This is a genomic window from Mesorhizobium sp. B3-2-1 (assembly GCF_006439515.1).
Classification (GTDB): Bacteria; Pseudomonadota; Alphaproteobacteria; order Rhizobiales; family Rhizobiaceae; genus Mesorhizobium.
On record NZ_VFTI01000025.1, the window covers coordinates 1 to 11482 of the forward strand.

At 60.0% G+C, this 11482-nt stretch carries 10 protein-coding genes and 2 pseudogenes; 9 read left to right on the top strand and 3 right to left on the bottom strand.

Translation table 11 applies throughout. The annotated features are described in order from the left end of the window. Nucleotides 1-203 (bottom strand): annotated as a pseudogene (locus FJW08_RS32715) (hypothetical protein); the annotation flags it as partial. On the opposite strand from FJW08_RS32715, the pseudogene FJW08_RS23080 reads away from it, so the two are divergent. Continuing rightward, nucleotides 136-387, top strand: a pseudogene (locus FJW08_RS23080) (cold-shock protein). The pseudogenes FJW08_RS32715 and FJW08_RS23080 sit on opposite strands and share 68 nt — an antisense overlap. Nucleotides 388-521: 134 nt before the next feature. Here FJW08_RS23080 and FJW08_RS23085 read toward each other — a convergent pair. Both FJW08_RS23085 and FJW08_RS23090 read right to left on the bottom strand, forming a co-directional pair. After that, the gene (locus FJW08_RS23085; RefSeq protein WP_140812435.1) at nucleotides 522-986 is read right to left on the bottom strand and encodes a MucR family transcriptional regulator; all 465 of its coding nucleotides are present in this window, start codon (nucleotides 984-986) and stop codon (nucleotides 522-524) included. Nucleotides 987-1288: 302 nt separating this feature from the next. Next, complete coding sequence (locus tag FJW08_RS23090) at nucleotides 1289-1861, bottom strand: DUF309 domain-containing protein (RefSeq protein WP_140812436.1); 573 nt, start codon at nucleotides 1859-1861, stop codon at nucleotides 1289-1291. A 304-nt stretch (nucleotides 1862-2165) separates the two neighbouring features. Between FJW08_RS23090 and FJW08_RS23095 the strand changes: the two genes are divergently transcribed. From FJW08_RS23095 to pgm, 8 genes are all read left to right on the top strand, one after another. Further along, on the top strand, nucleotides 2166-2414 hold the full coding sequence (locus FJW08_RS23095; protein WP_140764284.1) for a DUF982 domain-containing protein: 249 nt from the start codon (nucleotides 2166-2168) through the stop codon (nucleotides 2412-2414). 317 nt (nucleotides 2415-2731) lie between these two features. Further along, entirely contained in the window at nucleotides 2732-3928 is a 1197-nt protein-coding gene (locus FJW08_RS23105; RefSeq protein ID WP_140812437.1) for a DUF932 domain-containing protein, read from the top strand. 408 nt (nucleotides 3929-4336) lie between these two features. Further along, nucleotides 4337-5212, top strand: a complete 876-nt coding sequence (locus FJW08_RS23110; protein ID WP_181183018.1) for a polysaccharide deacetylase family protein — start codon at nucleotides 4337-4339, stop codon at nucleotides 5210-5212. A 495-nt stretch (nucleotides 5213-5707) separates the two neighbouring features. After that, complete coding sequence (locus FJW08_RS23115) at nucleotides 5708-5953, top strand: DUF982 domain-containing protein (protein WP_140812439.1); 246 nt, start codon at nucleotides 5708-5710, stop codon at nucleotides 5951-5953. A gap of 64 nt (nucleotides 5954-6017) precedes the next feature. After that, entirely contained in the window at nucleotides 6018-7115 is a 1098-nt protein-coding gene (tal, locus tag FJW08_RS23120) for a transaldolase (protein WP_140812440.1), read from the top strand. Continuing rightward, nucleotides 7115-7342 (top strand): hypothetical protein, encoded by a 228-nt coding sequence (locus tag FJW08_RS32720; RefSeq protein ID WP_210241212.1) that lies wholly within the window; start codon nucleotides 7115-7117, stop codon nucleotides 7340-7342. The genes tal and FJW08_RS32720 overlap by 1 nt, the downstream gene beginning before the upstream one ends. Nucleotides 7343-7362: 20 nt before the next feature. Continuing rightward, nucleotides 7363-9474, top strand: coding sequence for a transketolase (gene tkt, locus FJW08_RS23125; RefSeq protein WP_140812441.1), 2112 nt, complete (start codon nucleotides 7363-7365; stop codon nucleotides 9472-9474). 10 nt (nucleotides 9475-9484) lie between these two features. Then, nucleotides 9485-11146 (top strand): phosphoglucomutase (alpha-D-glucose-1,6-bisphosphate-dependent), encoded by a 1662-nt coding sequence (gene pgm, locus FJW08_RS23130; RefSeq protein ID WP_210241210.1) that lies wholly within the window; start codon nucleotides 9485-9487, stop codon nucleotides 11144-11146. Nucleotides 11147-11482: the final 336 nt, after the last annotated feature.

Consider the following 11482-nt stretch of genomic DNA (forward strand, 5'->3'; position numbering starts at 1 on the left):
GGATTGTGGCGCATGCCGATCGTGCAAGGTCCAAGCCAGATCGGCTTTCCCGGACACAGATGCCGCGCCGTCGCGATAACCGAGGGGTAAACGGTCAACGTCTCCATGACCGAACGATCGTCCGCGGCATGGACGATGGCTGCGTTGCCGAAGAAGACGAAATCGGCGTCGCCGGTCGGTGGATTTCGATTGAAGTGGTTCAACAGCACCAAAGGATTTGGATTTATTCAGCCCGACAACGGCGGTCAGGATGTTTTCGTCCACGTTTCCGCTGTCGAACGCGCGGGCCTCTCGACTCTGAATGAAGGTCAGAAGATCAACTAAGAAATCGAACAGGACCGTCGCACTGGCAAGTCCTCTGCCGGCAGCCTCAGTAAAGCCGGCTAAATTTTCTCCTGCGTCCCGGCAAGAGGGAATGAACGCGAGATAAGGCGGAGTTGGTCTTCCGCCTTTCTTTCACATTCTGAGCAGATCATGCCGACAGCAGCCGCGCGCTCCCGCACGACGCTAGAGAGATAAAGTCAGGCCGCGACCTTCTTGCTCGCCCGCTTCGCCGGCGCCGGCTTTTCCGGCTCTTTCGGTTTGCGGCCGAGCCCCATCGTCTTGGCCAACGCCGAGCGCGCAGCGGCGTAATTTGGCGCGACCATCGGATAATCCGCCGGCAGGCCCCATTTGGCGCGGTACTCGTCAGGCGTCAGCCCGTAGTGGGTCGACAGATGGCGCTTGAGCGATTTGAACTTCTTCCCATCGTCAAGGCAGATGATGTAGTCCGCCATCACGGACTTTTTGATCGGGACAGCAGGCTTGAGAGCCTGCGGCTGTTCTACGGAAGCGCTGCTGGCCGTTCCTTTCAGCGCCGCATGTACTTGGCCGATCAGGGCGGAGAGGTCCCCCACTGGAACCGGATTGTTCGAGACATAGGCTGAGACGACCTCGGCGGTAAGCTCGATGAGGGCATCGAGGTTGTGGTCGGCTTCTTCTGTCATGAAATTCTCCAGGTCGTTTGAAAGGGGGCAGGGAAGTCTCACTATATAGTGATGGTTATGGCTGAAAGCAATAAATGTCTCAGCAGCTTAAGTATCGCCTAAGCTATCGCTGATAGGCGTCGGCATGGAAATCGTTTCGGCTGCCGGGCGCCGGAACCGATGCGCAGCCATGCCGTCTTGGGCTTTGTAACTCCGAAAATACGTGACGAAATTCCGCGCTACACGAAAATACGGCCAGTGAATTAAACCTGGCATTCCTCATTCGCCGGTGACGTTGACTCAACGAGCCCTCCTGGTGTCTTCTACGGATGACCGTTTCTTCTTTTTTGCGAACCGTTTGGCCTGTCGCCGGAGCTCGGTCCGAGAATGAAGTCAAACACGGGTTGGGGCTGACCGAGCACTGTCACCTGCAAGCCTGCCGGGGTCCGCACCGCGGCTTCTGCATGGTCGGCGAGCCCTGCGGGCGACATGCCGAGCGCGCGCTCGAAGGTATGATCCGCAGTGTTCAGCCGACGAAGGAGCGCCGCGGCGCGTCCGGCATGACGTATCGCTGCCACGTGCTTGCCCTCGCGGATCTTCACGCCGGCTGCCGATAACAGGATCAATCCCTTGAAGAGCGTCCGAAGCGGAGCGCCTCGGCCTGCAACTTGCCACAGCCCTTCCCACGCCTCATGGGCTTCCCAGTAATAGCCGTGGTTGAAGAGGTCGAGACCCCAGAGGAATATGTCTGAATCCAGCGACGCCTTTGCCGCCAACGGCATGGCTTCGCTGTTGTAGCTATGTCCCGCGGGATCGCGCACGGGATGCGGTTGCCTGCCCGGCAGATACGCATAGGACGGAAAGCTCTTTTCCGGCAGCCAGCGCCGGCGCACCATTGAACCAATAGCCATCAAAGCCGTATAGCACACCCGTGGGAGGACCCAACCTGCGGTATGCAGTGGGTAGCAGCGGGCAGCGGGAAAGTGCAGGCATAGGCTTCCACAAACTGTGCGAGACTGCCCCAAGGCACATTCTCAGAATTGAGCTAGCCAAATCCCACGCCACCAGACATTAACCAGACAGCGTTCATGACCACCGCTGCTTAGCGATCAAGCTTAGCAGTCGGGGATGCAGCCGAATCGTTCGGCTGAGGAAATATGTGCGAGCGAGGCTTTCGCCGCTGGGTCTAGAGGGGGAGTGATGACCGGCTCGAGCAGATTTGAAAGGCCAGTCGTTGTTCAGATCAGTCGCCACAGCTCGGAGCGTGTCGTGTTCGATATCAATGACGCGTCCAATATCTTGCTGCGACATCTCGATCGTCAGACTGAGAAGAGCAAGACAGCGATGGACGCCTGTCTGCGCGTATTGCGTGGAGAGGCTCATCCAACATCCGCTCGGCGTGCTTTCGTCGCTGCCGCGCTCGAAGCAAAGATTTTGCGTGGCGATTGAGAGCTATGACGGCGCTCATGAATCTCGTCCATCTCTGCATCGCCGTCGGAGATACTTTATGTGCGGGGCACCCGGTCCTGCCGAACTGGCAATGTCGGCATTGTGGCCGCTCCGAGCCGGGCCGAATTCCTTGACCTCGCCGACGAGGATCATCAGTTTTCTGGGACCGCTCTTCGGGGGCAGCGCGGAAGCAAGCGCGTAGGCGGCGCTTCGATAGGCGACGGTGCGGCCAGCAGAGGAGGAGGGCAGGCGGGGTTGCGGTTGGCGGATGAAGGTCCGGGAGAGAGGCTCCCCGGCGTCCGCCGCGGAGCAAACCCATGATACAGATGGAAATTCAGGCACCGACGCGGAACGCGCGTGCAGGCTACAAGGTGGATGTGAGCCGTGGCCAGTGCGTCGGCCGCGTGTCGTCGGAGTGGTTCAACCGACCGGCCGACGAGCGCTACCTGTCCCTCACCGACCTCCGGAACTCGGTAAGGGCGCGATCGCAGCGCAGCCGCACGCGCATTGTCGAAAGCGAACGGATCCGCGTCGAAGCCAGCCGCGACGACGCGGAACGCCTCCTACTCATGCTGCCCGATGCCGAGGCACCCGTTGCCCCCACGCATTGGAGTTTTGGTCAGCTTGCCAGCCTGGTCGGCGCACCGGCTGCATACCTGCGCCAGCTCCCGGCCCCGCTCGCCGCCATCAATCTCCAGTACGGGCTGAATTCGCAGCGGGCAGAGCAGGTAAAGACACTCGAAATCCAAAACGGTCGCCTTGAGTTGCGAGCGGTGACCGGTCCCGACTACGGCAGGATTTTCGACCATGAGTTGGTCGAGGCCGTGCAGAAGATTGCCGGCAATGGCACCGGGGATACGCGCTGGAAGGTGCCAGGTGTCCTCGACTGGGCGACGGGGATCTACAATCCGAACGTCGACATCTCTAAGGACACCACGACGCTCTACGCGTCTGATCGCGATGTCTTTTTGTTCCTCGTCGATGACTTGAACCCGATCGAGGCCGGGCGGCTGCTGAATGGGGAACCGGATCTTTATTTTCGCGGTTTCTACTGCTGGAATTCCGAAGTCGGAGCCCGCACCCTCGGGATCGCCAGCTTCTATCTGCGCGCCGTGTGTCAGAACCGCAATCTGTGGGGCGTTGAAGATTTCGAGGAAATCACCATCCGCCATTCAAAATATGCGGCCTCGCGGTTCGCAATGGAAGCCGAGCCGGCGCTGATCCAATTCGCCGATTCCTCGCCCATGCCGTTCGTCAACGGCATCAAGACAGCGCGGCAACGGATCGTCGCTCGGGATGACGAAGATCGCCAGACCTTCCTGCGCAAGCGCGGCTTCTCAAAGTCCGAGACCACGAAGATCATCGATACTGTGCTGCTGGAGGAAGGCCGGCCGCCAGAATCGATTTTCGACTTCGTACAGGGCATCACGCGGGTCGCGCGCGACAAGGCGCATCAGGATGTTCGCCTGGACATGGAAGGCAAGGCCAAGAAGCTTCTCGATTTCGCCGCCTGATCCTGCGGAGGCCGGCAGCGAAAACTTCGTTGCTGACCTCACGTCCGGTTCGCCATCTGCATCAATCCCAGCGCCGTCCTTCGAAGCACGAGGACGGCGCTTTTTTCGGGACGGATGAGGTGCCGCAAGAAGCATTCGGTCGCCCGTCGTGGAGCAAGCCGACGGACGAACCTTCGCTCGCAAGATTTTGCCGAGCACATCCTCGCCGGCGGCACAACTACACGCAGGGCACGTCCCCGCCGGTGCAAGGTCCACGGCAATGCGTTGGTCGCGAACCAAACCTAGACAGTCGAACTGGCAAGCCCCCGGTGAAGGCGGCAGGTTATGCCGATCACCCAGCTAAGGGGTTCCCCTAGGCTGATAAATTGGCAAAATGGCCCGTGCGGCCGCCCGCATAGAGGATTGAGAATGACGTTTGGCATTGGCGCCCCTGACAATCAAACAAAGGACTACGCAGCTCCAGTGAAACATCTGGTCGTCCATCATGATGATCTGGGGGCCAGTCATAGTGGCAACAAGGCATTCGTCGAGCTATTCGACTTGGGGGTTGTCACCTCGGGTTCGGTCATGGTTCCCTGCCCGTGGTTTCCCGAGATGGCGGCCATCTGCCGGGATCGGCCGGACCTTGATGTGGGTGTACACCTGACATTGACCGCCGAATTTTCGCGCTTCCGCTGGCGACCACTCACAGGAGTCCACCCCAATGGCCTTACCGATCGAGACGGCTTCATGTGGGCGAGCGTTACCGAGGCCGTTCATGCGGACCTCACTGCGGTGGAGACAGAGTTGCGCGCTCAGGTCGAAACGGCCTTGGCAGCGGGAGTGGACGTCACACATCTCGACGCGCATATGGGGACCGCATGGCAGCCCGCATTCGTTGATCTTTATCTGCGCCTAGGCGAGGCCTTCCAGCTTCCAGTCATTCTGTCACGCGACGTAAACAACATGGCACCGCGAGATTTCGACTACACGCCTTATTTTGAGCGTCTAGCCGCTCGTGGCAACCCGGATTTCCAGCGTTTCCTCACCACTCCATTTGGCAACTTCGCGCCCGATCACGCGACCTATGCCGATATCTTTAGCCGGGCTGCCCCCGGTCTCAATTGGGGCGGATTCCACTTCACTGCACCCGGTGACATCGCCCTGTATTCTGATGATGCCGCAACTCGTCTCGGCGAATACGAAGTCTTTCGATCCGGGCAAGCGCAGGAACTGCTCAATGCCGCTGGCATTGACTTAGTCGGAATGCGGGCTTTCCGCGAAACCATGAGAATCGTTGCTTAGACCGCCCGATAGATGTCCGCTTGAGAAACTATCATCCCTGCAAGGCGGCGCCGGCTTTTGTTTCCAGATGTATATCACCTGCTGAGTGAACGCCTCGGGCGCTACTTTAGACGCAAGGTCCCGGAGTTCATCGAAATGGTTGTGTCGTTTTGCAGTTAATCGCAAGACTCTCTGCAATGTGGAACGTTTTCTGCACAGAATCATGTTTTTCATGACGCCTATTACGCAATCAAGCGGTCTGCTCAGCTTGATTGTTTTCAATGTCGCGTCGCGGAGAAGAGACTTGGCCATCTGAACCGTACTGATCGGGTTAATAGGGGAATTGGGCTAAAAGTAAGCATCCGGGAGGGGCTGCGGCGGGCCGGGTTTGACCGCTCCCAAACGCGCCGCTGCTATTCACACTGCTTGGGCTCACGCAAGGGTGATCCCTGTCGATGAAACTTCACTCGACAAGGCGCGTTGTGAGAGTTCAGCCAGTTCGAGGCGGCCCGCCCGATGTATGATGCGTGGTTTTCCAAGCCGATATCCGTTGCCACCGGCATAACCGGGGACATTCGAAACCTGACCAACGCTCGACAGGCTTTTGACCTTCTTAACGACAATTGGCGCGCCGGTGGTAGCGCTAAGCACCGATCTGCGAAGCGAGCATGCCAACAGGCCTTGAACGGCAGCGTTTCGCCCGATGTCGCGAGAGATGCGTTCGTCGACGCAGCGCGGGAAGCACGCATATTGGTCGAGTGAATTTGCTCGCCGCATATGAGACTGGCCGGGGTGCATCACTTTCCCGCCCACTAGCGAGGTCGCCATGAACGCAACAACCCGATTGCATCAACTCGGCCAAAGCCTCTGGTTGGACAACATCACGCGCGATCTGTTGAGCAGCGGCACCCTCCAGCGCTATTGCACCGACTTTTCGGTGACTGGATTGACGTCGAACCCCACGATCTTCGATGAGGCTATTAGAAACAGCACTGCTTATGACGAGGCCCTTCATCGTAAAGCCAGAGGAGGGAAAGCGGGCGAGCAGCAATTCTTCGAATTGGCGCTGGAAGACCTGACGCAGGCCGCAGCATTGTTCGGTCCGGTCCATGAAGCGACGGGCGGCATCGATGGGTGGGTTTCGCTGGAAGTGTCGCCTTTGCTGGCTAACGATGCCGGCGCCACTGTCGAGGCCGCCAAGCGGTTGCACGCGCAGGCGCACTGCTCCAATCTCTTCATCAAGATCCCGGGCACACCCGCAGGCGTCGAGGCCATCGAGGAATCGATCTTTGCCGGCGTCCCCGTTAATGTGACGCTGCTGTTTTCGTGCGAGCAGTACATAGCGGCAGCCGACGCGTATTGCCGAGGCATTCAGCGCCGGATCAACGCCGGGCTCGACCCGAAGATCGCCTCGGTCGCCTCGATCTTCGTCAGCCGCTGGGACAAGGCGGTAATGGACAAGGTTAGCCCAGCGCTGCGGAACCGCCTCGGCATCGCCATTTCCGGGCAAGTCTATAAAGCCTACCGGGAGCGGCTTGCCTCTGCCGAATGGCGCAAGCTGGCCGATGCCGGCGCACTTTCCCAGCGGCTGCTTTGGGCGAGCACCGGGACCAAGGATCCGCAGCTTCCGCAATCCTATTACATTGAAGCGCTCGCCGCACCGGACACCATCAACACCATTCCGGAGAAGACGCTCCATGCATTTTCGAAAGAGGGGAAGGTGAACGGCGTCATGCGGGAGGACGGTGGCAACAGCGAAACCGTGCTTGCCGACTTCGCAAAAGCCGGCGTCGACATTCAGGCGCTTGCCGCGCAGCTCCAGTTGGAAGGCGCCCAATCCTTCACCAAATCATGGACCGATCTGATGGCGGTGATTGCGTCGAAGAGCGAGCAGTTACATCGCCACGGTACGGCCGGCGGATGATGAGCGCGCCTCTCGAGACCAGGACATTATCGCTCACGGAACTTCCGGCATGGAAGGCGTTGCTGACGCATTGCCAGGAAGTGGGCCCGTTGCATCTGCGACAGCTCTTCGCCGATGATCCCCAGCGTGGCAAGCGTTTCGCCATCGAGGCCTGCGGACTTTATCTCGACTATTCGAAAAACCGCATCACGGCTGAGACCGTCCAGCTTCTCATTCAGCTCGCATAAATCCGATCAAAGGATTCCCAATGAAGCAGGTGTCACTCGACCAGATCAGCATCAACACGCTGCGAATGCTTTCCATTGACGCGGTTCAGAAAGCAAAATCCGGCCATCCCGGAACGCCACTGGACGCTGCCCCGATGGCTTATTGCCTCTGGCAGCGCTTCCTTTGCTACGACCCCGCCGACCCCGATTGGCCCAACCGCGACCGTTTCGTTTTGTCGGCCGGTCATGCGTGCGCCCTGCTCTACAGCCTGCTTCATCTTTGCGGCGTCAAGGCAAAGGGCGCGAGCTATCCATCGGGCGATCGACTTGCCGTCACGTTGGACGATCTGAAGAGTTTTCGCCAGGCTGGCAGCCATTGCACCGGGCATCCCGAATATGGCTGGACGTCGGGCGTGGAAACCACCACGGGTCCACTCGGACAAGGGGCGGCGACAAGCGTCGGCATGGCAATTGCGCAACGGTGGCTGGCCGCCACCTACAATCGACCCGACTATGATCTGTTCTCGCACAACATCTACGCCCTGTGCAGCGACGGCGACATGATGGAGGGGCTCAGCAACGAGGCGGCATCGCTGGCGGGACACCTTAAGTTGTCGAACCTCTGCTGGATTTACGACGACAATCACGTCACCATCGAGGGGCCGACTGGCCTTACATTCAGCGAAGACGTGGCAACCCGCTTCATCGCGTACGGATGGCATGTCGAGCGGGTAAGCGATGCAAATGATCTGGTGTTGCTGGGTAGCGCTTATCAGAAATTCATCGATACGCATGACCGCCCAACGCTCATCATCGTTCAAAGCCATATCGGTTATGGCGCGCCGCACAAGCACGATACGAACAAAGCTCACGGAGAGCCACTGGGGGCCGAAGAAGTTCGGCTGACGAAGGAATTCTACGGCTGGGATCCGAACGCCAATTTCAAGGTTCCAGAGGAGGTCGTGGCGCATTTCCGCACACATATGGGCAAGCGCGGGCGCGCCGCTCATGCGGCCTGGCGGAAATTGTTTTCCGCTTACCGGGTGCAATATCCCGACCTGGCCAAACAGATCGACCAGATGCAGCAACGCGAAGTTCCCGCGGGGTGGGACGCCGCGCTGCCCGCCTTCGCAGCCGATGCAAAGGGCCTCGCGACGCGCGACTCCTCCGGCCAGGTGTTGAACGCCATTGCGAAACACATGCCATGGCTGCTGGGTGGCGCGGCAGACCTATCGCCGTCAACCAAGACGAACCTCGAATTTGAATTTGCTGGCGACTTTCAGGCGCAAGAGGGTGAACAGGCCGCCAGCTACCGCGGACGAAATTTCCACTTCGGCCTGCGCGAACATGCCATGTGCGCCATCGGCAACGGCATGAGCTTGTCGAAGCTGCGGCCGTTCGTCTCCAGCTTCCTGATCTTCACCGACTACTGCCGCGCGGCGCTGAGGCTGAGTTCGATGATGGAATTGCCGCTCATCTCCATCTGGACCCATGATTCCATCAGTCTCGGCGAGGATGGGCCAACCCACCAGCCCATCGAGCAGCTTGCCTCATTCCGCGCCATGCCCGGCATGGTCGTGCTGCGCCCCGCAGACGCGAATGAAGTCGTGGAGGCATGGAAAACCATCATGCATCTCAAGGAAAGGCCTGTCTGCCTCGTGCTGACGCGACAGGCAGCGCCGACGCTCGATCGCTCGACCTATGCGAACGCAAGTGGTGTGGCGCAGGGCGCTTATGTGCTGGCCGATGCTCCCGACGGCAGACCCGACGTCTTGCTGCTGGCGACCGGCAGCGAGGTCGCGCTCTGCGTGACTGCCTATGAACAGCTGAAGGCGGAGGGCATCAAGGCACGCGTCGTCAGCATGCCGTCATGGGAATTGTTCGAAAGCCAACCAAAGGAGTATCGCGACACTGTCCTGCCGCCAACGATAACCGCCCGCGTGGCAGTGGAGGAAGCATCCGGTTTCGGATGGGAACGCTATGCGGGCTTCGACGGCGCCATCCTCGCTCTGCATAGTTTCGGCCTGTCAGCGCCATCGAAAGTTGTCGCAGAACACTTCGGATTCGAGCCGGCCCACGTCGTTGCGGCTGCCAAGGGGCAAATCGCTGGCCGCCGGTCAATCAAACAAGTCGGGATTGCCCGAACCGAATGAGGCGACCAGCATGACCATGAACATCAGCCCCTTCGCCGGAAAGCCGGCCCCGCCCGACATATTGGTCAATGTAGCCAAGCTCGTCACAGCCTACTACAGCCAGGCGCCGGACGCTTCCATCCCCTTGCAGCGGGTGGCATTCGGGACATCCGGGCATCGCGGATCGGCATTCGAGAGAACATTCAACGAAGCACATGTTCTGGCAATCAGCCAGGCCATTTGCCGGTACCGCGAGCGACAGGGCATCGACGGCCCCATATTCGTCGGCATCGACACCCATGCGCTTTCGGAGCCGGCCTTTGCGAGCGCCCTTGAGGTGCTGGCCGCGAACGGAGCGGAGGTGTTGATGGCGGCGGGTGGCGAATATACGCCCACCCCGGCCGTTTCCCATGCAATCCTCAGTTACAACAAGGGCCGCAAGACCGGGCTCGCGGATGGCATCGTCATCACGCCGTCGCACAACCCGCCCGGCGACGGAGGCTTCAAGTACAATCCGCCCAATGGCGGGCCGGCCGATACCGACGTTACCGGCTGGATCGAAAAACAGGCCAATGATCTGCTTGGCAGCAGCCTGAAAGACGTGCGGCGGATGCCGTTCGAGAAAGCCCTCCATGCGCCGACTACCCATGCTCACGACTTCCTGAACGCTTACGTCAACGATCTCGGCAACGTGATCGACATGGACGCCATTCGCGGCGCCCATGTCCGCATGGGTGTCGACCCGCTCGGCGGCGCGGGAGTCCACTACTGGCCCGCCATTGCGGAGCGCTACAAACTTGACCTGACCATCGTCAATCGGCAGGTCGATCCCACCTTTCGCTTCATGACGGTCGATTGGGATGGCCAGATCCGCATGGACCCGTCGTCATCCTACGCCATGCAAGGCCTGATCAGCCTGAAGGACCAATTCGACGTCGCTTTCGCGTGCGACACCGATCACGACCGACACGGCATCGTCACGCGCAAAGCGGGGCTGTTGCCGCCCAATCACTACCTGTCGGTAGCAACCAACTACCTGTTTCAGCATCGCCCTGAATGGCGCAAGGATGCCGCCATTGGAAAAACGGTGGTGAGCAGCCAGATGATCGATCGCGTCAGCGCCAGGCTGAAGCGCAGGTTGTATGAAGTCCCGGTCGGCTTCAAATGGTTCGCCGAGGGGCTTCAGAACGGCTCGCTTGGTTTTTGCGGCGAGGAAAGTGCTGGCGCGACGTTCATGCGCAGCAACGGCGCCGTCTGGACGACCGACAAGGATGGCATCGTCCCGGCGCTGTTATCGGCGGAGATCACGGCGAGAACGGGCCGGGATCCAGGCGAGGTCTATCACGATCTGACAAAAGAATTCGGTGAACCAGTCTCCGACCGGCTCCAGGCTGCCGCAACCGCGGCACAAAAGGACAAGCTGTCGAAGCTCTCGCCGCAGCAGATCAAGTCTAAGACCCTGGCTGGCGAGCCGATCCAGTCGGTGCTCAGCCGCGCACCGGGCAACAATGCGGAAATCGGCGGCGTCAAGGTGGCCACGGAAAACGGCTGGTTTGCCGCGCGCCCGTCAGGCACCGAGGCTATCTACAAGATCTACGCAGAGAGTTTTCGGGGACAGGACCATCTGCGCGCCATCCTGGCCGAGGCGCAGACGATCGTCGACCAGGCGCTTGGTGCAGCCGGAAAGACCTGAACTGGCGGGCGGCAGGTCTGGTCCTGCGCAGCTTGCAGCATCCCGCATTTGGCAGCAGGCTCGGCAACGAATTCGGCGGGATATAGGACCGTGGCATCATCGCGAACGACGGCGCCAGGTGTCAGATGCGCCTCGTCGACATGTGACGGTCCGAGAATGTGCACTACATGCTTGCCTGCTGCGAGGGGACAGTCTGCGATGATCCGCCGGCGGCACCGCCACCAGACTGTTTAGGTGCACATAATCGTGCACACCTGCTGCGCGCCTAGCTCCCGAGGCAGGCAAAGCCAAGCCGGAAGGGCACTGTCAAGGCGTAGTCAGCGTAGTTGCGGAAGC

Excerpts from the sequence above, each read along its gene's own strand:
- tal (WP_140812440.1), top strand. The coding sequence starts at position 6,018 with ATGAACGCAACAACCCGATTGCATCAACTCGGCCAAAGCCTCTGGTTG.
- tkt (WP_140812441.1), top strand. The coding sequence starts at position 7,363 with ATGAAGCAGGTGTCACTCGACCAGATCAGCATCAACACGCTGCGAATG.
- FJW08_RS23085 (WP_140812435.1), bottom strand. The coding sequence starts at position 986 with ATGACAGAAGAAGCCGACCACAACCTCGATGCCCTCATCGAGCTTACC.
- FJW08_RS23095 (WP_140764284.1), top strand. The coding sequence starts at position 2,166 with ATGACCGGCTCGAGCAGATTTGAAAGGCCAGTCGTTGTTCAGATCAGT.
- FJW08_RS23115 (WP_140812439.1), top strand. The coding sequence starts at position 5,708 with ATGTATGATGCGTGGTTTTCCAAGCCGATATCCGTTGCCACCGGCATA.
- FJW08_RS32720 (WP_210241212.1), top strand. The coding sequence starts at position 7,115 with ATGAGCGCGCCTCTCGAGACCAGGACATTATCGCTCACGGAACTTCCG.
- FJW08_RS23110 (WP_181183018.1), top strand. The coding sequence starts at position 4,337 with ATGACGTTTGGCATTGGCGCCCCTGACAATCAAACAAAGGACTACGCA.
- pgm (WP_210241210.1), top strand. The coding sequence starts at position 9,485 with ATGACCATGAACATCAGCCCCTTCGCCGGAAAGCCGGCCCCGCCCGAC.
- FJW08_RS23090 (WP_140812436.1), bottom strand. The coding sequence starts at position 1,861 with ATGGTGCGCCGGCGCTGGCTGCCGGAAAAGAGCTTTCCGTCCTATGCG.
- FJW08_RS23105 (WP_140812437.1), top strand. The coding sequence starts at position 2,732 with ATGATACAGATGGAAATTCAGGCACCGACGCGGAACGCGCGTGCAGGC.